Here is a 22,291-nt window from a genome sequence, read left to right on the forward strand (position 1 = left end):
TATGTGCACATTGCAGGGCACATCGCGTTAGGCTGGGTGTTGTCGTTAAGCAGCAAGTCTTGAATCAGGAAGTAGGCGATCAACGCCGTGTCCGTCAATACTCCGAACCGCACCGTTGAAGACTTCGGGTCGAACGAGTGGCTGGTCGAGGAATTGTATGAGCAGTACAAGTCAGATAAGAACTCCGTCGACAAGTCCTGGTGGCCGTTCTTCGACAAGTACGAGAAGAACAGCGGCGGCGCGAAGCCGGCCGCTGACAAGTCCGCTGCGAAGCAGGAGGCGGAGCCGACTGCGAAGAAGTCGGAGGCGAAGTCCTCTGCCCCCGCTGCGGCACAGACGACCTCACGTGAGACCTCTCGCGGGGTCTCACCGTCTTCGGCCGAGTCCGAGACGCTGAAGGCCGAGACGAAGTCCGTGCCACAGGTCTCGGCCAAAGACACCGAGCCCAAGCCCGCCCCGGAGGAGACGATCACTCCGCTGCGCGGCCCCGCCAAGCTCATCGCCAAGAACATGGATGACTCAATCGAGGTGCCCACCGCCACCTCGGTGCGGGCACTGCCTGCCAAGGCGCTCATCGACAACCGCATCGTCATCAACTCACACCTCAAGCGCACCCGCGGCGGCAAGGTCTCCTTCACCCACCTGATCGGCTTCGCCGTCATCCGGGCACTGAAGAACTTCCCCTCGCAGAACGTCTCCTACGATGTCCGCGACGGCAAGCCCGTGATGATCTCGCCGGCCCACATCAACTTCGGGCTGGCCATCGACGTGCCGAAGAAGGACGGCTCGCGCACCCTGCTGGTGCCGAACGTCAAGAAGGCCGAGACCTTGACCTTCCGCCAGTTCGTCGATGCCTATGACGGCCTCGTCGACAAGGCTCGCAAGGGCAAGCTGACCGCCGACGACTTCGCCGGCACCACTGTGTCCCTGACCAACCCCGGCGGCATCGGCACCGTCCACTCAGTGCCGCGTCTGACCAAGGGCCAGGGCTGCATCATCGGCGTCGGAGCACTCGACTACCCGGCCGAGTTCCAGGGCGCGAGTCAGCAGACCATCAACTCCCTGGCCGTGTCCAAGGTGCTGACCCTGACCTCGACCTATGACCATCGCGTCATCCAGGGCGCCGGTTCCGGTGAGTTCCTCAAACTCGTGCACAGCTACCTGCTGGGTGAGGACGGATTCTACGATGACGTCTTCGAGTCCCTGCGCCTGCCGTATGAGCCTGTGCGCTGGGTCCCCGACGTCTCGGCCGAAGACCAGGACGACGTCAACAAGACCGCGCGCGTCATCGAGCTCATCGATGCCTATCGCACCCGCGGTCATCTCATGGCCAACATCGATCCGCTGGTCTACCGTCAGCGTTCGCACCCGGACCTCGACATCAACCAGCACGGTCTGACCCTGTGGGACCTCGAACGCGAGTTCCCCACCGGCGGCTTCGGCGCCAAGCCGATGATGCCCTTCCGCAGCATCCTCGGACTGCTGCGCGAAAGCTACTGCCGGACCATCGGCTTCGAATACATGCACATCGCCGACCCGGTCCAGCGCCGCTGGTTCCAGTCGAAGATCGAGATTCCGCATCAGGAGCTGACCCGGTCGGAACAGGGCCACATCCTCGGTCGTCTCAACGCTGCAGAGGCATTCGAGACCTTCCTGCAGACGAAGTACATCGGACAGAAGCGGTTCAGCCTCGAAGGCGGAGAGTCCGCGATCGTCCTGCTCGACGAGATCCTCAACCAGTCCGCCGACACCGGGCTCGACGAGGTCGCGATCGGAATGGCCCACCGCGGACGCCTCAACGTGCTCACGAACATCGCCGGGAAGAGCTACGCCCAGGTCTTCCAAGAGTTCGACGGCACCATGTCCCCCGACAGCGTGCAGGGATCCGGTGACGTCAAATACCACCTCGGCACGCAGGGTTCCTTCACCTCGCCGTCGGGCAACACCACCGGCGTCTACGTCGCGGCCAACCCCAGCCACCTCGAGACCGTCGACCCGGTCCTCGAAGGCATCGTCCGCGCCAAGCAGGACCTCATCGACCAGGGTGAGGCCGGCTTCTCCGTGCTGCCGGTTCTCGTCCACGGAGATGCCGCCTTCGCCGGTCAGGGCGTGGTCACCGAGACGCTCAACCTCTCGGAGCTGCGCGGCTATCGCACCGGCGGAACCGTTCACGTCATCATCAACAACCAGGTCGGGTTCACCACTCCCCCCGCCTCGGCGCGATCATCCTTCTACTGCACGGACGTGGCCAAGTCGATCAACGCCCCGATCTTCCACGTCAACGGAGATGACCCCGAGGCGGTCGTTCGGGCCGCACGACTGGCCTTCGAATACCGGCAGGAATTCAATCGGGACGTCGTCATCGACCTCGTGTGCTACCGCCGCCGCGGTCACAACGAGGGCGACGACCCGTCGATGACTCAGCCGCTGATGTACTCGCTCATCGAGAAGAAGGGTTCGGTGCGCAAGCTCTACACCGAGTCGCTCGTGGGCAGGAAGTGCATCACCGACGAAGAAGCCGCCGAGGCGCTCAAGGACTACCAGTCGAAGCTGGAATCGGCATTCGCCGAGACCAAGGAGGCCGAGACCGGTCCCTACGAGGGCGAAGCGTTCAACGCTCCCTACGAGCCCAGCGACATCGAGACCTTCAACGATGCCGAGACGGCGATCAGCTCCGAGATGCTCCAACGCATCGGTGAGGCCTTCGCCGAAGTGCCCGAGGGCTTCACGGTGCACAAGAAGCTGCGGGCGCTGCTCGAGAAGCGCAAGGAGATGTCGCTGACCGGTGGCATCGACTGGGGCTTCGCCGAACTCATCGCCTTCGGTTCGCTGCTCATGGACGGCGTGCCCGTGCGTCTGGCCGGCCAGGATTCGCGCCGCGGAACCTTCGTCCAGCGCCACTCAGTGCTCATCGACGCCGTCAACGGCAACGAGTGGACTCCGCTGCAGAACCTCACCGAGGATCAGGCCCGCTTCTGGGTCTACGATTCCCTGCTCAGTGAGTACGCGGCTGTCGGCTTCGAGTACGGCTACTCCGTCCAGCGCAAGGACGCCCTCGTGGCGTGGGAGGCTCAGTTCGGTGACTTCGCACAGGGTGCGCAGTCGGTCATCGACGAGTTCATCTCCTCTTCCGAGCAGAAGTGGCAGCAGAACTCCGGTGTCATCATGCTGCTGCCCCACGGATACGAAGGACAGGGACCCGACCACTCCTCGGGCCGCATCGAGCGGTACCTGCAGCTGTGCGCCGAGTCGAATATGACGGTCGCCTACCCGTCGTCCGGTGCTTCGTACTTCCACCTGCTGCGTCGCCACGCCGCGACGACGAACAAGCGTCCGCTCATCGTCTTCACTCCGAAGTCGATGCTGCGGCTCAAGGCCGCGGCGAACTCCCCGGAGGAATTCACCTCGGGCAAGTTCGAAACCGTCATCGACGATAAGGATGTCGACGCTTCGCAGGTCGAGCGCGTCGTCCTCGTCTCCGGCAAGCTCTACTGGGAGCTCAAGGCCAAGCGGGACAAGGACAACGACACGAAGATGGCGCTCGTGCGTCTCGAGCAGCTCTACCCGCTCGACGAAGCCGCCATCACCGCCGTCCTCGACCGTTTCCCGGCCGATGCGGAGGTCGTCTGGGCGCAGGAGGAGCCGGAGAACCAGGGCGCATGGCCGTTCATGGCTCTCAACCTGCCTCAGCTCCTCGGCGGTCGCGAAGTCAATGTCATCTCGCGTGCGGCCTCTGCCGCCACGTCGACGGGACTCAAGCACTTCCATGAGGTGCAGCAGAAGGAACTCGTCGAGCGGATCTTCAGCCGGTGAGCAGCGACGTCTCCACAACCATCGCCGTGGTCGGCGGCCCTCTGGTCGCCGGCCACGGTGATGGTCGTGGTCTCGGATGGGTCGGCAGGGTCACGGCCAGGACCCTGCCGAGCCTGCCCGAGCTGAAGGTCTATCCGCTGGCAGTGCCCGCCGAGGACTCTGCGGGCCTCCATGCCCGCACCATCGCCGAGGCCTCGCTGCGGTTCACCCCCGACGGAGACAATCGTCTTGTCCTGGCCCTGGGGTCCGGTGACCTCGATACGGGACGTTCCGTGGCCCGGGCCCGGCTCGATGTGGCCAATATCCTCGACGAGGCCCTGGCCCGCAAGGTCTCGACGTTCGTGCTCGGGCCCCCGCCTGAGCACGACGGTGACCGCAATCGCCGCATCGCCGAGCTCAATGCGAGCTTCTCCGATGTGGCCAAGAGGCGCGGCATCACCTATGTCGACACCTTCACTCCCCTTCTCGGCCATCCCGTCTGGCAGCGTGAGGTCGCGTCTTCGCGCGAGCATCTGCCGGCACAGGAAGGGTACGGTCTGCTGGCCTGGCTCGTCCTGCACCGCGGATGGTTCGGCTGGCTGGGAGTCCAGGACGTCCTCGGCGACAGCTGAGACTCGAAATCCGTCCACTCTGCGGTGGGGCGAAGACGAGGTCAACGACTTCGTGATGACTTTGCCCTGCTCAGACGATCATGAGATAATGAACCGTCTATTGAAGGAGATCACCATGAGCAAGCGTGGCCGCAAGCGTCGCGATCGCCGCCGTAACAAAGCAAACCACGGCAAGCGTCCGAACAGCTGATTCACTGATTCGCTCAGTGAATGACGAGGGCGGGAAGAGATTCGTTTCTCTTCCCGCCCTCGTCTACTCGTTTCAGGCTCAAGCCATCCGGCTCAGACTCCCGGCCAGCTGTTCTGTTCGAGCGCGATCCGCTGCCGGATCTTCTCCCGCAGCCCCATCGGTGCCCGGTCGTGGCTGCAGGAACGACGAACAAGCTCCTTGAGCAGCGCTTCGATCTCATACTCGTCGTGGCATGAAGGACACTGATCGAGGTGAATGGAGATCTCACGGATCTCCGTCGTTGTCAGTTCGCCGTCCAGATAATGGTAGATGCGCATCAGAGACTCGGCCCTGACGCTTTCGCAACATCCTTCGTCTCTCATTTCGCACCTCCCTCCGGACTCACGAAACCACGTTCGGCGGCGTAGTCGGCGAGCATCTCCCGCAGTTGGCGACGCCCACGGTGCAGACGCGACATCACTGTGCCGATCGGGGTCTCCATGATCTCGGCGATCTCCTTGTAGGGCAGACCCTCGACATCGGCATAGTAGACGACCATGCGGAAGTCCTCAGGCAGCGCCGAGAGAGCTTCCTTCACGTCGTTGTCGGGCAGATGGTCGAGCGCTTCGAGTTCAGCGGAGCGACCGCCCGAGGACGAGTGGCTGTCCGCTTGGGCGATCTGCCAGTCCTCGATGTCCTCGCTGCCGTGTTCCTTCGGCTGACGCTGCTTCTTCCGATAGTTGTTGATGAAGGTGTTCGTCAGGATCCGGTACAGCCAGGCCTTGAGGTTGGTGCCGGGCTTGTACTGATGGAAAGCCGCGTACGCCTTCGCGTAGGCTTCCTGTACGAGATCTTCGGCGTCAGCCGGATTGCGGGTCATGCGCAGCGCAGCCGCATAGAGCTGATTGACATATTCCAGAGCATCCCGCTCGAACCGCTGCGACCTCTCCGCAGCGGTTTCCGGGACTTCTTTGACTGATTCGGTCATCGCAGTCAATGGTACGCCCGTTCTCTCCAGGACGGCAGTGGCGCTCATAGACCTTCCCTTCTGCCTGTCGATTCGCGACGGGTTCGACCCGCCGAATAGCATCACTGTGTTCAACATCGGACCGAGGTCCCACTATTCCCGGATCAGCGGTTATGCTTGCCATTGAGATGCCCGCCACTGAAGGAAGGACCACCGTGTCTCCCATTCGCCTCATCGCACGGCCCATGTTGGCCGCCGGCTACATTCTCAACGGCGTCGACCGTCTGCTGAAGCCCGAGGCCGCCGCGGCTTCGGTCGGTCCGCTGCTCAACCAGGCTCGCAAACAGGTCGACGTGCCCGTCGACGCCGTCACTCTCGCTCGAGCGACCGGTGTCGCCCAGGTGGCGGCAGGCTCTCTGCTGGCCATCGGCCGATTCCCCCGCGTGAGTGCCACGATCCTCGTCGGCACCTACCTTCTGGACACCGTCGGCGAACGTCTGTCTGCAGAGAAGGCGACGACGAAGGAAGAGAAGAAGGCACGCAACGAACGCACCGTGCTGCGCACCTCTCTGCTCGGCGGTGCACTGCTGGCCAGCGTCGACACCGCCGGGCGCCCCGGTCTGTGGTGGCGCACCCAGCACGCAGCCGAGGATCTGTGGTCGAGCGTCGAAGACACCTCGAAACAGGCACTGAGCGCACTCGGAGTTGACTGACATCCCTACGCACACTCCCCCGGTGACCGGCGATTGGCAACCGCCGGTCGCCGGTTCCCGCATCACAGCCACCGTCTCCGTGCCCGGTTCGAAATCCCTGACGAACCGCTATCTCATTCTCGCGGCCCTTGCCCAGTCCGGCTCCGAACTCAAGGGCTGGCTGCGCAGTCGCGACACCATGCTCATGATCGAAGCACTCCGTCGCCTCGGTGCCGTCATCGACGAAGACGGCGATGTGCTCCACATCGAACCCATCGCTCTGGCCGGCACCGACGTCGGAACCGGTCCGGGCAGCGCCCCCGGCACCGAGGAGGCCCGACCGATCGCCATCGATTGCGGTCTCGCCGGCACCGTCATGCGCTTCATCCCCCCGGTGGCGGCGCTGACCGGTCGTGAGGTCGTCCTCGACGGGGACGAACAGGCACGGGTGCGCCCGATGTCGGTCACCGTGGATTCGCTGCGCCGCCTCGGCGCGCAGATCACCTCGACCGAGGGCATGCTGCCGATGACCGTGCATGCCTCTTCGCAGGTGCGCGGCGGCCACCTCGACATCGATGCCAGCGCCTCCAGCCAGTTCGTCTCGGGTCTGCTGCTGACCGGTGCGGTCATGCCCTTGGGTCTCGAACTCGTCAACACCGGCACGACCGTGCCCAGCCGCACCCATGTCGACATGACGATCGAGGTCCTCCGAGACGCCGGAGTCGACGTCAGCGAACCCGAGTCCGAACGCTGGATCATCGAACCCGGGCAGCCGCGCGGGCTCGACGTCCAGGTCGAACCGGATCTGTCGAACGCCGCCGCCTTCGCCGCGGCCGCGATCGCCGCGGGCGGGACCGTGACCATCGCTGACTGGCCCGCGCACACCACGCAGGCCGGCGACGGGTTCAGGAACATCGCCGAAGCCTTCGGCGCGCAGGTCTCGCTCGACCGGGACGGTCTGCACGTCACGGGCCCCGAGGAGATCTCCCCCGTCGATCTCGACCTCTCGGCCGTCGGCGAGCTGACACCGGTGGTCTCGGCACTGGCTGCCCTGGCGAACGGCACCTCGCAGCTGCGCGGCATCGGACATCTGCGTGGTCACGAAACCGACCGACTGGCCGCCCTCACCCGGGAGTACACAGCCCTCGGCGTCGACGTCGTCGAGCACGCCGAGGCCCTGACGATCACGGGCACCCGCGAACTGCGTCCGGCACTGTGGCACACGTACCACGACCACCGCATGGTCATGGCCGGAGCCATCCTCGCCTCGTGCAACGATGGGATGATCATCGAAAACGCAGGCACCGTGGCCAAGACTCTGCCGGCCTTCACTCAGCTGTGGGAAGCCATGCTCACACCCGGAACCTGAGATGGGGAAGATCTACCGCGACGAGGACTACCGTCCCCGACCGAACCGACGCGGCTCGCGTCCCCGGACGAAGAACCGCCCCGACCACAAGGACGCTGTGTCCGGACTGGTCACCGAGGTCGATCGAGGACGGTACCGAGTCATCCTCGCCGATGACGACGGGAAGTTCCCGTCTTCGGCCCACCGGCAGAAGACGGCGGGGAAATCGGGGCGTCGGGCCGCCTCGGTCACGGCCGTGCGGGCCTCTCATCTGCGCCGTCAGGCGATCGTACCCGGCGACGTCGTCAGACTCGTCGGAGACACCTCGGGCGATGAGGGGACACTGGCTCGACTGGTCGAGATCACCGACCGCAAGACCTTGCTCAGACGCAGCGCCGATGACACCGACCCGACCGAACGCGTCATCGTCGCCAACGTCGACGTCCTCGGAATCGTCACGGCCACGATCGACCCGGACCCCTCCTTCGGGCTCATCGACCGTGCTCTCGTCGCGGCCTTCGATGCCGGGATCACTGCCCTGCTCATCGTCACCAAGACCGATCTGCATCCGGCCACGGAGATCCGGCAGCGGTTCTCCGCCAGCGGGGTCGACATCGTCGAATCGGCGATCGACCCGGATGCAGACACCGTGGAGTCGGATGCGGAGATCCTCGACCGCCTCGGCGGGCGCATCAGCGTCCTCGTCGGACATTCGGGCGTCGGCAAATCCACACTGACCAATGCCCTCGTCCCCGCCGCCGAGCGCGCCACCGGGCACGTCAACGATGTCACGGGACGTGGCAGGCACACCTCCTCCTCCGCGGTCTGCCTGCCGCTGGAACACGACGGATGGCTCATCGACACCCCCGGTGTGCGCAGCTTCGGTCTCGCGCATGTCGACCGGGAGAATCTCATCTCCGCGTTCCCCGAACTCGTCGACGCCACAGCCGACTGCCCTCGAGGATGCACTCACCTCGCCGATTCCCCCGGCTGTCGCCTCGACGACTGGGTCGCGGAAGGCAAAGGCGGCCCCGGCGGAATCTCACGTCTGGAGTCGCTGCGCAGGCTGCTGCCCACGACTGGATAGGCTGGGAGCATGAACGACCTCGACTTGGCGAGAGAGCTCGCCGATCTCGCCGATTCCATCAGCCATCCTCGCTTCCGGGACCAGGATTTCTCCGTCGAAACCAAACCGGATCTCACTCCCGTCACCGAATGCGACCGTGCGGTGGAGAGGGCGATCGTGGACCGCCTCGGCGAGGTGCGCCCGGATGACAGCGTTCTCGGTGAGGAGTTCGGCTCCCACGGCGAATCCTCCCGCCGATGGATCATCGATCCCATCGACGGGACGAAGAACTTCGTGCGCGGAGTGCCGGTGTGGGCAACCCTGATCTCCCTCTATGACGGCGAGGCTCCGCTGCTCGGGATGGTCTCGGCACCGGCGCTCGGACGACGCTGGTGGGCCGAGACGGGCAAGGGGGCGTTCGCCGCGGCGCTGGGGGCTCCGGCGAAGCCGATCTCCGTGTCCGAGGTCGCGAGCCTCGCCGATGCATCGCTGTCGTATTCTTCACTGACGGGGTGGAAGGATCTGGGGATCCTCGACGAATTCCTCGGACTCTGCGAATCCCTGTGGCGCACACGCGGCTACGGCGACTTCTACTCGTACATGCTCTTGGCCGAAGGTGCTGTCGATCTCGCCTGCGAGCCCGAGCTCGCTCTCTATGACATGGGCGCGCTCGTGCCGATCGTGCTCGAAGCCGGAGGAACCTTCACCAACACCGCGGGAGTCCCCGGCCCCTTCGGCGGCAATGCCGTGGCCAGCAATTCCCATCTCCACGAAACCGCACTCGATCACTTCGGTCGGGTCTCCCCCGAGGCGATCGCATGATGCCGGACATCCAAGGCAGCCGACTGTGGCATGACATGGCCGAGGCCGCAGGACTGACCAACCCCGACGGAACGATCGGTGAGACCATCTACGGGCAGATGACGAAGCTGGCCGCCGACCTCGGTGCCGTCAACCTCGGACAGGGCGCGCCCGGCACAGAACCGCCCGATGAGCTCATCACTGCCACCGCGGAAGCGATGCGCGCCGGTTTCAACCAGTACGCTCCCGGTCAGGGCTTCCCGCAGCTGCTGGAGGCTGTTGCGGCGCAGCGGCAACGCGACTTCGGCCAACGGGTCGATCCCGCCGAGGTGCTCTACACCGCCGGTGCCACCGAAGGGCTGACCGCCGCGATCCTCGCCCTGCTTCCCCGCGGCGGAACAGTCGTGTCATTCGAACCGTTCTACGACTCCTATCCGGCGGCGATCACAGCGGCTGGCGGCAACCTGCACACCGTGGCGATTCTGCCCGACGGTCAGGGCGGCTTTGCGCCCGACTGGGCGGAATTCGAGGCCGTGATCGCGCAGGTGCGGCCGACGATCATCCTTGTCAACACCCCGCACAATCCGACCGGGCACATCTTCTCTGCCGAAGAGCTCGCCCATATCGGTCGCGCGGCCGAGTCGGTCGATGCCTGGATCATCACCGATGAGGTCTACGAACAGCTCGTCCTCACCGGGGCCGCACACATTCCACCGGCTGTGGCCATCGAGGATGCGGAGCGGGTCGTCACGGTCTCTTCGGCAGGCAAGTCCTGGAACACGACCGGATGGAAGATCGGTTGGGTCATCGCCTCGCCCACTGTCCTGAAAGCCATTCAGACGGTCAAACAGTTCCTCACCTTCACCGCCGGTGGGCCGATGCAGATCGGTATGGCCGAGCTGCTCTCAGGCAACTCCACGTTCGTCGCGGAGAACCGCGCATCACTGCGTGCCCGCGCAGATGTGCTCGTCCCGGCTTGTCGCAGCGTTGCCGGAGCGATGGTGTCGACACCGCAGGCCGGGTACTTCACCGTGATGGATTTCTCGGCGCTGACCGAGCTCGATGCCTTCGCGCTCAATGATCTGCTGGGCCGCGAGTTCGGCCTGGTCGGAATTCCCGTTCCGGCCCTGTGCCGACCCGGCAGTTCTGCCTACAGCGCTTACCGATCGTCGATCCGGTATTCGTTCTGCAAGTCGGTTGCCGATGTCGACCAGGGAGCCCAGCTGTTCATCGCACTCGGCACCCACCTCCGGGAGCATCCCGACGCGCTTCGCCGCTCACGCTGATGCGTTCCCGTGGCGTTTCGGCTTCGCGCTGAGGAAGCAGCTGCGAAAACGATGGGAGGGGCGAACCGCTTTTGAGCGGTTCGCCCCTCCCATCGTCAGTGCCCCGATCGGGCCGGCGCTGAGACTTCTCTGCTCGATACCAGCTTGTTGCCGGGCCGATGGTGAAGGCCGAATCAGGCCTTGACGAGCTCGAGTTCGAGTTCGATCTTGACCTTATCGGAGACGAGGAGCTCGCCGCCGCCGAGCACGGCTTCGAAGGACATTCCGAAGTCCTTGCGATTGACCGTGGCAGTCGCCGACAGACCGGCGACCTGGTTTCCGTTGGGATCGGTGGCAGCGCCGCCGAACTCGGTCTTGAAGGCGACCTCCTTGGTCACGCCGCGCATGGTCAGCTCGCCGACGGTCTCGAACTCTTCAGAGTCAGAGGCCTTGATCGCGGTGGACGTGAAGGTCAGTTTCGGATGTTCTTCGGCAAGGAAGAAGTCACCGCTCTTGAGGTGGCCGTCGCGCTGCTCCTGGCGGGTGGAGATCGAATCGACGAGCGCCTCGGCGGAGACCGAGCTGTTCTCGAGAGTCTCGCCGACATCGACGCTGCCGCCGATCTCTTCGAACAGGCCACGGACCTTCGAAACGCCAGCGTGGCGGGCGGTGAACGTGAACTCCGAGTGGATGGGATCGATGTTCCAGGTACCGGCGGTGAGTCCCTGAGGAAGTGCAGTCATCATGTCTCCTTTTGGTTGAAATTTGAAGTACAAGAATGACTCTAGTTCACCTTTCAATCATCTGCAAGCCCCTCGGGTGAATGGCAAGTGGCCATGTGTCGGAGGTCACCTGTACTCGGTTTGGCCGCCAGGTGACCCCTCGTGTAGAGTTAAGAACACGCCGCGGGGTGGAGCAGTTCGGTAGCTCGCCGGGCTCATAACCCGGAGGTCGGAGGTTCAAATCCTCCCCCCGCCACCAAGGTGGCAGAACCCCCAGTCAGTTGAACTGACTGGGGGTTCTTCTCATTCACACACCTCGGCCTCGGGACTCCGGGGTTAATGGGTTAATGAGGGTTATAGGCCAAAATGTGGGGTTATAGGCCAAAATGTGTGTACAGCAGCGGCGTGTCACGGACACTGATGTCATCGTGATCGACCGCCCCAGCCCTTTTGGATTCCGTTGCCGACCTCGATGCTGAACCCGGTCCCATACAGTCGGTTCGTTTCGTCTCTGCCTGTTCCGGAATCGACTATGACGGGGCGTTGACGGTCGTTGTCCCATGCCTGCGGGGTGACGAAAGACCAGGGTTTCCTGGGAGCCTGGGTCTGCAGGTACAGCAACCAATCGATACCGCGGTGGGCGTGTTCGATCGACGGGCCCCGATGAGCACGGAGGAAGTCCTTGATCGCTTTGTCCGCGCCTCCTTCCAAGGCACTCGTCGCCAGCGCCGCGGCCTCGTCGAGAGTCGTGACTTTCGGCAACCGTTGGATCCAGGACGCGGTGATCTGGTCATGGATCTCCTCGGTGGGGGCCACTTTCGAGTCACGTTCCAGCATCACCGGGTGCGGCGAGGAAACGTCGCGATCGACTGGGCCTGTTCGGCCTGGCGATGGCTGCCGAGCAGCCAGTTCAGAAACGCCTGGAACAGCGATTTCCGAGTGATATCTGTCTTGGACTGGGTCGTCGAGGCCTTTTACAACGCCACCTGGTGCGGCCTGAGCTGGTCCTGCCGTTCTTGACGAGCTTGCTGGCGCATAACCCCTCGTTTCCAACGATACGTCGACGACTGTGGCGAAGTCCCAGCGCGGGCACTCAAGCTGTATGAGTGGAATGTCGAAGCCGGACAAGCGCTGATGCACGACATCGCTCACTTTGGGGTAACACTGCGCAACGCCGATGATGCTGCGGTCTCGGCCACATGGCCCTACGGCCACGTGGCCCTACGTAAAGCACTGGCTTCTTCACCCAGAGTCACCTGCCGTGATACCCAGCTACCTGAGCCGAAAATCGAAGCTTGACTGACGATCACTGATCCTTCGCTCGGTCCGGCCAGCATGGCCGCCCTTCTCAGCTGCTCAGCTTGTCCTGCGACGATTTCGACGGTACCTCCGGGTCCTGCGACTTGATGAGCGAGAGTTCGAACTCCAATGTGATCTTGTCGCTGACGAGCAGGCCGCTCGAGTCCAGTGCCTTGTTCCACGACACCTCCCAGTCCTTGCGGTCAATGCGTCTAGTGCCCTCCAGACCCGCACGCAGCATCCCCATGTGGTCAGTGTTGATCCCGATGAGCTCAAGCGGCAGCGACACTGTCTTCGTCACTCCGCGGATGGTGAGAGGGCCGGTGACGACGAACGAGTTCTCGTCGACTTCATCGATCCCCGTGGCCTCGAATCGCATCTCCGGGTATTCCTCGACGTTGAAGAAATCAGCGCTGCGCAGGTGCTCGTCTCTGCCCTCATTGCGGGTGTCGACACTGGCCGTTCCGATCACCACGCTCACTGTCGACGAAGCCACGTCTCCGCCGTCGATCAGAGCCTCCCCCGACACATCGCTGAATGCCCCGCGAACGCGCGAGACCATGGCATGGCGGGTTGAGAACCCGACCCGCGAATGCGCTGGGTCGATCTCCCAGATTCCAGTGATTGCTGCTTCCTGTGGCATGTTCTGACTCCTTCATTCGGCACCCATGACGGCAGTCATGAGGCAGGATCTTGGTAATGAGGCGGACGAAGACGAATCAGACGCCGTCTTCATCTCGGTGCGACATGGCGGCCGCAAGTCCGTAGACACGGTCGGCTCCCGAGGCTCGAGCAAGTCGGGCGATCGCCGTCATCGTCGCCCCGTCGGTCCAGATATCGTCAACGACGAGGCAGGGGCCGTGAAGACGCCGTTCAAGGGCACTGGCCCTCAGCGCTCCCCCGGCGATCCGCCACGCGGGCCATTGGAGAATCACCAGGTCCTTTCCCGTCGCTGCGGCCAGACCACGGGCGAGCCGTGTGCGCAGGTTGGGCACTTCACCGAGTGAATCCGGCCCACCGATGATGACGGTGGCGGATCTGTATGCCGGATAACTTCTGACAACTCGAGTCAGGTCGTCGACGAGTGATTGCGTCGCCAATGCCCCGGAGCGAGGTCGTACAGGGAATGTCTTCGCTCGCTCGATCTGGTCGCCGGGGACACGGGATCTGTGCTGGTGGACGCTGCCAAGAGCATTTCTCGCACCTTCCACCGACCAGTCGAGCACAGAGACCAGATCCAGCTCACTGACGTTGGGCAGGCTGAGCGTCTCGTTGAGGACGGTGACGAGGTCCTCCTTGTCACGGGTGAGAGATGACAGCATCCATCTGACCCGGACATTGAATTGAGATCTTCGCCGCTCGGGCACCTCCGCGTATCTGAATTCAGCACCGAAGCAGTACTCCAGATGTTCCAGCGGCCCATCCGAGTCGACGGACAGATACATATCGAGATCGGGCGCGCCTGAACTCGTCGCAGACTCACGCAGAAGAACGTCGTGAATCCGTCCTGATCGGCGAGCGGCGACTACCGTGTACCCTCTGCTCATAGAATCGGGCCCCAACCACGCCCATACGCACTCCTTCTGCTCATTCGACTCCTTCTCCAGCGCCCCGATATCCGTCTCGACACGACGACTGCTGCGCGGCTATCGCCTGTCCTGCCAAAAGGCATACCCGACAAAGCTATCTGCGGTCTTGAGCCAGAATTGCCAGATTGCGGTGGCTGTGCGGGAAGTCTGCGCCGTTCAGCGGGCTTTGCGGCAGCGGGTTGCGCTGACGTCGACACGGACCGGGCCCTGGTCAAACGCGGGAACCGCCCAGAAGACTGAGAGAGCTCGTGGCGGATGAGATCCCTTCAATCCTCAAGGACAAAAACGATTCCCCCTAGCCGTCACCGGTGCTCGTCCGGTCCTCGCTGAGGAATCCGTCGAGCACCGAAGCATCGCGCTGCTTGCTCAACCTCGTAGAAGCCCCTGCCCACCAAAAAAAGGCGGGTTCACGGCTCGTCACAACACTCTCGATGAGAGGTTGCGACGAGCACGTGAACCCGCCGATCGATCCTCGCGGCGTTCGCGTCAGGCGGCGGGACTCAATTGCCCGAGTCGCCTCCACTGTCGGCAGGCTCCGAAGCCGGGGCGGAGGAATCGCTCTTCGCTCCGTCCTCCGCGATCGAAGGATCGGCGGCCACCGCATCCTCAATCGCGTTCTTCAGGCGGTCCTGAGCCTTTCCGTACTCCTCGAAGTCACCCTTCTTCAGCGCAGCGTCGGAGTCTTCCATGGCCTTCTTCGCCTGCTGCAGCGCATCGTTGAGCGCCTTGTCCGGCGAAGCGGGCTTCGAGTCGTCGTCCGAACCGGACGAGGAACCGGACTGGCCCTCTTCACTCTCCTCGGTGCCGGCGTCTCCCGCGGTCGCACCGGAGTCGCCGCCGAACACCTGGTCGAGAGCCTCGTCGAGGGTCGGCGCGAAGCCGATGTCCTCGCCGAAGGCCACGAGCACGTGCTGGAGCAGCGGGTAGGAGGTCTCGCCGGCGGACCGGACGTAGACCGGCTGCACGTAGAGCAGACCGCCGCCGATGGGCAGAGTCAGCAGGTTGCCGTTCTCCACCTCGGACTCACCCTGACGCAGCAGGTTGAGGCTGCGCTGGACGTCGGGTGCGGTGTTGAAGTTGTTCTGCGCCTGACCCGGTCCGGGCACGGTCGTGTTGCGCGGCAGCTGCAGCAGCCGGAGCTTGCCGTAGCCTTCGGCAGTCTCGCCCTTCTTGCTGCCTGCGTCGGCATCGGCCGAGAGGAATCCGGTGAGGTTGTTGCGCGATTGTCCCTCAGACGACCGAGCCGGGATGTACGAGCTCGTCAACGAGAACGACGGTGACTCCTGACCGGGCATCTGCAGCGTCATGTAGAAGGGAGGCTGCGTCAGTCCGCTGCTGGCCTTCTTCGTCGGGTCCGTCGGCAGGGTCCAGAAGTCCTGTCCGGTATAGAACTCGCTGGCCGTGCTCACGTGATACTTCGCGAGCAGGTCGCGCTGAACCTTGAACATGTCTTCCGGGTAGCGGACGTGGCTCATCAGGTCACCGGACATCTCCGAGGAGGATTTGATGAGTCCGGGGAAGACCTTCATCCAGGTCTTGAGGACCGGGTCGTCCTTGTCCCACTGATACATGTCGACCGAACCGTCATAGGCATCGACGGTGATCTTCACGGAGTTCCGGATGTAGTTGACCTCATCATCCGGCAGTGTCGCCACAGCGTTCGGGGCAGTCGCCGTGGTCGAGTCCTCGGTGGCCTGCTGCAGCGGCTGCGGTGTCGAATAGGGATAGTCCTCGGCGGTGGTGTAGCCGTCGAGAATCCACTTGATCTTCCCATCGACGACGGCCGGGTACGGATCACCGTCGATCTTGAGGAACGGAGCGAGCTTCTCCACGCGCTCACGCGGGTGGCGCTCGTAGAGGATCTGCGACTTCTCATTGAGCGCATCGGAGAGCAGGATCTGCTCGTCCTGGAATTTCAGTGCGTAGGCCAGGCGATTGAACACACCGCCCACCGAGGGCCCGCCGTCACCGGTGAAGGTGTTGTTGACCTGGCCGGCGCCGCCCTTCTCATCCGAGGGATAATCGAGCTCGCGCGGGGTCGCTCCCTTCGGGGCACCGACGATCGAATAGTCAGGAGAGGACTCGCCGAAGTAGATACGCGGTTCGTACTCCGGGAACTCGCCCTTCGGAGGGATGTCCGACTCCATGAACGTCGGTTCGCCGTCGGAATTGCGCTGGTTGCCGTTGGCGGCCACCACACCGAAACCGTGAGTGTAGACGATCGCCCGGTTGAACCAGCTCTGGTTATTCACCGAGCTCGGAGCCAGCTCACGCACCGCAATGACGGTGTCGCGCATGTCGCCGTCGATGTCGTAGCGATCGACATCGAGCTTCTGCACGAACGAGTAGTAGGGTCGCACCTGCTGCAGCTGCCGGAACGTGTCGGAGACGAGATTCGGGTCGAGCAGGCGGATCGAGGCAGCGGTCTCGGCGTCCTTGCGCAGGGCGCCCTTCTTACCGCTGGTGCTCGGCTCATAGGGAGTCACCTCGATGTCGTCGAAGTCGAAGGCATCGCGGGTCGCGTCGATGTTGTGCTGGATGTACTTCGACTCCAGGCTCTGCTGCGAGGGATTGACCTGGAACTGCTGGATCATCGCCGGGTAGGCGATGATCGAGACTCCGCCGAGGACGATGAGCGTGAGGGTCGCGATGATCGAGATCCGCCAGTTGCCCTTCCACGCGGTGTACACGAACAGCAGTGCCACGAGCACAGCCGCGATCGCGACGATCGCCATCGCCGGAAGTGCTGCACGGTCGTCAACGTAAGTGACGCCGGGAACGACTCCTCCGGTCGCGGTCAGCCGATCGTAGCGGGCCAGCCAGAGGCGTCCCGCCTGAACGATGACGAGCAGGGCCACCGTGATGCCCAGCTGCCACTGCGCCGTCTTCGTCAGGATCACGCCCTTCTGCTCCCCCGGGCGGATTCCGCCGAAGAGATAGTGAGCGACGAGCGCGGCGATGAGCGAAAGCAGCAGGACCATGCCGAGCTGGTTGCCGATGAGACGCAGTCCCGGCAGAACGAAGACGAAGAAGGAGTTGTCGAGACCGAACTGCGGATCGGTCGAGCCGAAGGACGTGGAGTTGATCCATTCGAGGATCGTGTTCCAATTCGCCGAGGCGGTGATGCCGGCAAGCGCACCGACGACAGCGGGAATCGCGATCGTGGCGACCTTGCGCAGAGGTTCGATGGCCTCACGGTAGCGGTCGAGGTTCTCCTGGCGCGGTGTCGTCGGAGCATAGACCGGGCGATTGCGGTAGGCCAGATGCAGGCTCAGCCAGACGGGCACGGCCATGAGGATGAACCCGCCGATGAATGCCAGTCCGCGAGTGACCCACATGGTGCGGAAGACCTGGGCGGCCTCGATCTGACGGAACCACAGCACCTCGGTATAGACCTGGGTGAAGGCGATGAAGGCGATCAGCAGAATCGCCACGGATACGAGGGTGAGCAGCAGCGGCGAACGTCTGGGCCGATTCGCCGGCATGCGTGCGGAGGTGGGTGAGGACGAAGAGCTCACTACTGCCCTTTCTCATTGTTGTCGGCACCGTCGGCGGAACACTTCGGCAGATCGGAAGTGTTGCCGGCGGCGTACTGCTCCACGGCGGTCCGCGCGTCATCGAGGGTATCGATGCGCGCCACCGTGATCTTGGACTGGTCTGCAGCGGTCAGGACCTCGGCGCAGTTGTCTGCAGGCGAGAGGAACAGCGTTGCACCGTTCTCGGTCGCTGCCGCCACCTTCTGGCGGGCACCGCCGATGGGTCGAACCGTACCCGATGGAGTGATCTCTCCGGTGCCGGCGACGTGTTTGCCGCCGGTCATGGCTCCTGGGGTCAGTTCGTCGACGATAGCGAGGGCGAACATCGTTCCTGCCGAAGGCCCTCCGACGCCGTCGACGTTGAACTTCACGTCGACGGGGAATTCGAAGTCCTGCTTCATCGTGATGCCGATGGCCTTGCGACCGTCGATGTCGGCCGGGGTCAGGGTGATGTCCTCGGACTTCCCATCACGGTCGACGACGAGGTCGACTTCGTTTGTCGACTGCACCGTTTCGCTCATGGTCTGGGCGGCGTCCGGATCGGAGTCGAGCTTCTTGCCGTTGACCGACGTGAGACGGTCACCTTTGCGCAGCTTGCCCTCGGACGGCGACTTCGCCACGATCTCATCGACGAGCAGGTGCACCGAATAGGGTTTGTCGAGCTGCCCCATGGCCGCGGCCACCGCGACGTCCTGACTCGAAGACATCTCGACGGCGTTCGACGCGGTCACGTCTTCGCGAGTCGTGTCCAGCGGGTAGTAGGCCTCGGTCGGGACCACCGTCTCCTTGCCGTTGAGCACCGCGCCCAAGGCCTGCGAAGCGTAGACATCACGCCCCGGCCCGCCGCTGACGGCGACGGTGAGCATGTCGATGCGCCCGTCGGTGGGATACGTCTTCGCCCCGGAGACACTGATCATCGAGTCGCCCTGGTAATCACCGAGGGTGTTGAAAACCGGTCCCGGCAGCTGAAGCATATAAGGGACCGGCAGAAGTACGGCCAACGCGATGAAGACGTAGGTGAGGACACCCGAAGTCGTGGCCAGACGCGGAGTCTGTCGGCGTCTGGTGTCGCGACGTGGTTCCGCAGACACCGGCACGGCCCGAGGGGCGTTCTCTGTCATGTATTCCTTTCGCTGCACCGCCCCACCAGTCTAGTTGAAAGCTGAGGCTCCGCTTCACAGACTCCTTTCGCCCGGTGCGAACATCCTGCGAAACCTCGACGAATTGGGAAGCTTCCCACATTCGGAACCGTTAACGTGGGAGTCAAACCGATTCTTGGGGGCTGTAGAACAATGACCGATGACAACAACAATGAGCAGAATCCGTTCGAGCAGATCTTTGGGATGCTCTTCGGCGCCAATGGCCCCGGTTCCGGTGAGGGCGAGGACAAGAACGAGTCCGGCATGCCGCAGGGTTTCCAGATCGATCCATCGATGATGGCGACGATCATGAACCAGATGCAGGGGCTGTTCGGGCAGGGCGCCGATCCGCAGGCTCAGGCTGTGTCGATCGCGCAGAAGGCCGTGCCGAACCCTGACCCCGCAGTCACCGATGAAGCCGAACGTGCGACGACCGATGCTTTCCGTCTGGCGGAGCTGTGGCTCGCCGAAGCGACGGAATTCTCCGTGGCCAATCGCTCTGCGCGTCCGCTGCGCCGCACCGACTGGGTGAAGGAGACGATGCCCGGGTGGCAGAAGTTCGTTCTGCCCATCAAGGAGAACATGTCGACGGCGCTGACCGAGACGCTCGAGTCACAGGTACCGGCGGAGATGAAGGGCATCCTCGCGGGAGCATCGTCGATGTTCGGATCAATGAGCGATTCGATGTTCGCCATGCAGATCGGCCAGGCCGTGGGCGCGCTGTCGGAAAGCGTCCTCACCGGCACCGAGGTCGGACTTCCCCTGCTCCCCCACGACTCTGCCGTCCTGGTGGAGACGAATGTGGAGTCCTTCGCCGCCGATATCGATATCGACGCCTCCGAGGTCCGGATCTACCTTGCCGCTCAGGAGCTCGCCCATCTCGCACTGTTCGAACGTGCACCGTGGCTGAGCGCCCAGGTCGAGACCGCTCTGACCCGCTATGCCCAGGGGCTCAAGGTCGACACCTCGCAGATCGAGGACATGGCGTCGAATATCGATCCGTCGAACATCTCCGACCTCAGCGACAACATCCGTCAAGGCCTGTTCAACCCCCCGACGACGGACGACCAGAAGCAGGCTCTGACATCCCTGGAGAACCTTCTCGCCGTCATCGCAGGCTGGGTCGACGTCGTCGTCTACGAGGCATGCAAACATCTGCCCGGTCGCGACCAGGTCCGTGAAGCGCTGCGCCGTCGCCGAGCGACTGCTGGACCGGCCGAGAAGACCTTCTCCACGCTGGTCGGCCTGCAGCTCAACCCGCGCCGCCTGCGCGATGCCGCTGCACTGTTCGCTTACCTCGAGACGCAGGGCGGGGCCGAAGCCAGGGACCAGGTGTTCTCTCACCCAGACCTGCTGCCGACGACTCAGGACCTCGATGACCCACTCGGATATTCGGAGCGCCGTCAGGCCGAATGGACCAACGAATCGAGCATCGACGAGGCCCTCAGCCGCATCCTCGCTGAAGGACTCGACGGCGCCGGCGGCACCGGAGACGAAACTCCTCAGGCTTCGGACTCCGACGCGGACTCCTCCGCCGACGCCTCGACGGACTCGGACTCGGACTCGGACTCGGACGAGGATGAGGATGACACGGGCGCGAGTGACGATCGCTGAATGATCGAGCTCGAAACGGCCCGTCGGGAGATCGAACTGGCCCCTGCCGGACCGTTCCTCGAGGACTTCGTCGAACTCTTCGGCCTGCAGGGAGCGGATTCTCTGCGACGTGACGGCGGAGCTCACCACGTCACCGCGAGCTGTCTGGTCGTCGACCCCGATACGGAGTCGGTCCTGCTCAATCACCATCGCAAAGCCGGACTGTGGGGGCAGTTCGGCGGTCATCTCGAACCCGAGGACCTCTCTCTGCATGCTGCCGCCCGCAGAGAGGCCGAGGAGGAGAGCGGCCTGCAGCTCCTCCACGTCTCCCCCGCCCCCGTCGACCTGCACGTGCATGACCTGTCATCGTCGTTCGGCAGCTGCACGCGGCACTTCGACGTCGTGTTCGCGGCCTACGCCTCGGTGACGGAATCGCCGAGCGTATCCGCGGAATCACTCGACGTGGCGTGGTTTTCGATGCGAGATCTGCCCGCAGCGCTCATGCCGGACCTGCCGGCACGCCTGCCGGGGCTCTATGCTGCAGCTCTCCGCTCGTCCGATGCTCATCGCTGACGGGCTCCGGGCTCTCAACAACCGCAACCGACGCCCTCCGGTCAGTCAGCTCCCCCGGCCGAACCGCTCACCATCACTGAAGCCTTCGAGGTAGAGCTTCGCATCCGCCTGCCTGGGGTGCCGGTTCGCCAAGGCGTGGAATTCCTTCGAATGCGGGCCGATCTGCAGATGAACGAGTTCATGGACGACCACTGTCTCAAGCACCCACCGGGGGACGGCCTGAAGCCGGTGGGAGATGCGGATGTCGCCCGTCGAGGTCGTCGTCGACGCCCACCTGCTGAGGTTCTGGTTCGTCACCCACCTGATCGAGGCAGGGCGCAGCCGCCCAGCGAAATAGCGGCGGCTCATCTCCTCGGCCAGTTCGACGAGATCGGCGGCGGAGGAATGATCGCGGGCGGAGAGACGATTGAACAGATCTGTCAGCGACCTGATGTTGTGCTCGACGCTGTAACGCACAGGTGTGCGCAGGACATAGGTCTCAATCTCCTTCGACACGGCCACGGTCTTCTTCCGCCTGGCCGATCGGCGCACTTCGATCTCACCGCGGGCGATCGCTCGCAGCACTTCCTCTTCGGTCCACCGCTGTCCTCTGGTCACTGCACCATCATAGGAAACGGCACTGACATCGCCGGGAGATCTCCATCACCGCTCCCCAACTTGTGAGTTTCCTGAGTATCACGGTTCTTTCGTCCTCGATCCGGTCGTCCACAGCCGCCTCGGCGATCGGAAACCGCCTCGAAGTGGTGTTGGCACCGACTGATGGATGGCTTATCAACAGATTCGACCGCGTACGAGCCGCCTTCCCTCCACAGCCCTACCGGCGATTCCCACAGCTTATCCACAGGCTGTTGACGTGTCTGTGCATGACGGTGCATTGACGCGGCGGCGAATGCGGAATAAGTTCTATGCTTGACCCCGGAAAACCCGGAGATACGTGCGGAAGGGGAAGCCGCACGAGTCTTCGCGAGCGCCTGGGGCATGATGCGGTTGAGGGCAAGCCCGAACATGTCTTCCGGCTTGTCCTCAACCGTTTCCCACAGGGTTATCCACAGTTCGCTGCGGCCCATGGCTATTCGCCCTCCGGTTCACTACCGTGGAAGTCTCAGAG

At 63.7% G+C, this 22,291-nt stretch carries 21 protein-coding genes and 1 tRNA gene; 11 read left to right on the forward strand and 11 right to left on the reverse strand.

The genetic code is table 11. The features are described from left to right. Positions 1-87 precede the first annotated feature (87 nt). From ACSE4D_RS00675 to ACSE4D_RS00685, 3 genes are all read left to right on the forward strand, one after another. On the forward strand, positions 88-3,813 hold the full coding sequence (locus ACSE4D_RS00675) for a multifunctional oxoglutarate decarboxylase/oxoglutarate dehydrogenase thiamine pyrophosphate-binding subunit/dihydrolipoyllysine-residue succinyltransferase subunit (RefSeq protein ID WP_135538723.1): 3,726 nt from the start codon (positions 88-90) through the stop codon (positions 3,811-3,813). Continuing rightward, positions 3,810-4,424 (forward strand): GDSL-type esterase/lipase family protein, encoded by a 615-nt coding sequence (locus ACSE4D_RS00680; RefSeq protein WP_135538725.1) that lies wholly within the window; start codon positions 3,810-3,812, stop codon positions 4,422-4,424. Before ACSE4D_RS00675 ends, ACSE4D_RS00680 begins: the two co-directional genes overlap by 4 nt. Before the next feature lie 115 nt (positions 4,425-4,539). After that, on the forward strand, positions 4,540-4,614 hold the full coding sequence (locus tag ACSE4D_RS00685) for a 50S ribosomal protein bL37 (protein ID WP_135538853.1): 75 nt from the start codon (positions 4,540-4,542) through the stop codon (positions 4,612-4,614). A 92-nt stretch (positions 4,615-4,706) separates the two neighbouring features. Here ACSE4D_RS00685 and rsrA read toward each other — a convergent pair whose 3' ends face one another. After that, the gene (gene rsrA / locus ACSE4D_RS00690) at positions 4,707-4,976 is read right to left on the reverse strand and encodes a mycothiol system anti-sigma-R factor (protein WP_135538727.1); all 270 of its coding nucleotides are present in this window, start codon (positions 4,974-4,976) and stop codon (positions 4,707-4,709) included. Next, positions 4,973-5,629, reverse strand: a complete 657-nt coding sequence (locus ACSE4D_RS00695; RefSeq protein ID WP_425119536.1) for a sigma-70 family RNA polymerase sigma factor — start codon at positions 5,627-5,629, stop codon at positions 4,973-4,975. The genes rsrA and ACSE4D_RS00695 overlap by 4 nt, the downstream gene beginning before the upstream one ends. A gap of 146 nt (positions 5,630-5,775) precedes the next feature. Between ACSE4D_RS00695 and ACSE4D_RS00700 the strand changes: the two genes are divergently transcribed. From ACSE4D_RS00700 to ACSE4D_RS00720, 5 genes are read left to right on the forward strand one after another with little or no spacing between them, the layout of a single operon-like run. Beyond that, positions 5,776-6,273, forward strand: a complete 498-nt coding sequence (locus ACSE4D_RS00700; RefSeq protein WP_135538731.1) for a DoxX family protein — start codon at positions 5,776-5,778, stop codon at positions 6,271-6,273. A 22-nt stretch (positions 6,274-6,295) separates the two neighbouring features. Further along, a complete protein-coding gene (gene aroA, locus ACSE4D_RS00705; protein ID WP_436326424.1) occupies positions 6,296-7,621 on the forward strand; it encodes a 3-phosphoshikimate 1-carboxyvinyltransferase in 1,326 nt (441 codons plus the stop codon). 1 nt (position 7,622) lies between these two features. Further along, the gene (rsgA, locus tag ACSE4D_RS00710) at positions 7,623-8,687 is read left to right on the forward strand and encodes a ribosome small subunit-dependent GTPase A (RefSeq protein WP_135538735.1); all 1,065 of its coding nucleotides are present in this window, start codon (positions 7,623-7,625) and stop codon (positions 8,685-8,687) included. Between the two features lie 9 nt (positions 8,688-8,696). Further along, positions 8,697-9,488, forward strand: a complete 792-nt coding sequence (gene hisN / locus ACSE4D_RS00715; protein ID WP_436326425.1) for a histidinol-phosphatase — start codon at positions 8,697-8,699, stop codon at positions 9,486-9,488. Beyond that, positions 9,485-10,753: an aminotransferase class I/II-fold pyridoxal phosphate-dependent enzyme gene (locus ACSE4D_RS00720; RefSeq protein ID WP_436326426.1), complete on the forward strand. Its 1,269-nt coding sequence runs from the start codon at positions 9,485-9,487 to the stop codon at positions 10,751-10,753. Before hisN ends, ACSE4D_RS00720 begins: the two co-directional genes overlap by 4 nt. A 173-nt stretch (positions 10,754-10,926) precedes the next feature. On the opposite strand, the gene ACSE4D_RS00725 is transcribed toward ACSE4D_RS00720, so the two are convergent. Further along, positions 10,927-11,475 (reverse strand): YceI family protein, encoded by a 549-nt coding sequence (locus tag ACSE4D_RS00725; RefSeq protein ID WP_135538857.1) that lies wholly within the window; start codon positions 11,473-11,475, stop codon positions 10,927-10,929. 161 nt (positions 11,476-11,636) lie between these two features. Between ACSE4D_RS00725 and ACSE4D_RS00730 the strand changes: the two genes are divergently transcribed. Next, positions 11,637-11,713: transfer RNA gene (locus ACSE4D_RS00730), tRNA-Met, on the forward strand. Between the two features lie 164 nt (positions 11,714-11,877). Here ACSE4D_RS00730 and ACSE4D_RS00735 read toward each other — a convergent pair. The 6 genes from ACSE4D_RS00735 to ACSE4D_RS00760 form a co-directional block, all read right to left on the reverse strand. Next, positions 11,878-12,291, reverse strand: a complete 414-nt coding sequence (locus ACSE4D_RS00735) for a hypothetical protein (protein ID WP_436326427.1) — start codon at positions 12,289-12,291, stop codon at positions 11,878-11,880. A 73-nt stretch (positions 12,292-12,364) separates the two neighbouring features. Further along, positions 12,365-12,547, reverse strand: a complete 183-nt coding sequence (locus tag ACSE4D_RS00740) for an IS1/IS1595 family N-terminal zinc-binding domain-containing protein (protein WP_436326428.1) — start codon at positions 12,545-12,547, stop codon at positions 12,365-12,367. A 255-nt stretch (positions 12,548-12,802) separates the two neighbouring features. Further along, the gene (locus ACSE4D_RS00745) at positions 12,803-13,396 is read right to left on the reverse strand and encodes a YceI family protein (protein ID WP_425119538.1); all 594 of its coding nucleotides are present in this window, start codon (positions 13,394-13,396) and stop codon (positions 12,803-12,805) included. A gap of 76 nt (positions 13,397-13,472) precedes the next feature. Further along, positions 13,473-14,075, reverse strand: coding sequence for a hypothetical protein (locus ACSE4D_RS00750; protein WP_436326429.1), 603 nt, complete (start codon positions 14,073-14,075; stop codon positions 13,473-13,475). A 767-nt stretch (positions 14,076-14,842) separates the two neighbouring features. Continuing rightward, entirely contained in the window at positions 14,843-17,860 is a 3,018-nt protein-coding gene (locus tag ACSE4D_RS00755; protein ID WP_135538745.1) for a UPF0182 family membrane protein, read from the reverse strand. Next, positions 17,860-18,999 carry a YlbL family protein gene (locus ACSE4D_RS00760; RefSeq protein WP_135538747.1) on the reverse strand — a complete coding sequence of 380 codons (1,140 nt, stop codon included), beginning with the start codon at positions 18,997-18,999 and terminating at the stop codon, positions 17,860-17,862. The genes ACSE4D_RS00755 and ACSE4D_RS00760 overlap by 1 nt, the downstream gene beginning before the upstream one ends. Before the next feature lie 171 nt (positions 19,000-19,170). Between ACSE4D_RS00760 and ACSE4D_RS00765 the strand changes: the two genes are divergently transcribed. Together ACSE4D_RS00765 and ACSE4D_RS00770 are read left to right on the forward strand one after the other, a co-directional pair. Then, positions 19,171-20,631 carry a zinc-dependent metalloprotease gene (locus ACSE4D_RS00765; protein WP_436326430.1) on the forward strand — a complete coding sequence of 487 codons (1,461 nt, stop codon included), beginning with the start codon at positions 19,171-19,173 and terminating at the stop codon, positions 20,629-20,631. Then, positions 20,632-21,183 (forward strand): NUDIX hydrolase, encoded by a 552-nt coding sequence (locus tag ACSE4D_RS00770; RefSeq protein WP_436326431.1) that lies wholly within the window; start codon positions 20,632-20,634, stop codon positions 21,181-21,183. Positions 21,184-21,228: 45 nt separating this feature from the next. On the opposite strand, the gene ACSE4D_RS00775 is transcribed toward ACSE4D_RS00770, so the two are convergent. Both ACSE4D_RS00775 and ACSE4D_RS00780 read right to left on the reverse strand, forming a co-directional pair. After that, the gene (locus ACSE4D_RS00775) at positions 21,229-21,780 is read right to left on the reverse strand and encodes a M48 metallopeptidase family protein (protein WP_436326432.1); all 552 of its coding nucleotides are present in this window, start codon (positions 21,778-21,780) and stop codon (positions 21,229-21,231) included. Then, positions 21,777-22,250, reverse strand: a complete 474-nt coding sequence (locus ACSE4D_RS00780) for a hypothetical protein (protein ID WP_436326433.1) — start codon at positions 22,248-22,250, stop codon at positions 21,777-21,779. Before ACSE4D_RS00780 ends, ACSE4D_RS00775 begins: the two co-directional genes overlap by 4 nt. Between the last annotated feature and the right edge of the window lie 41 nt (positions 22,251-22,291).

Source organism: Brevibacterium sp. FAM 27836 (assembly GCF_051351055.1).
Lineage (GTDB): Bacteria > Actinomycetota > Actinomycetes > Actinomycetales > Brevibacteriaceae > Brevibacterium.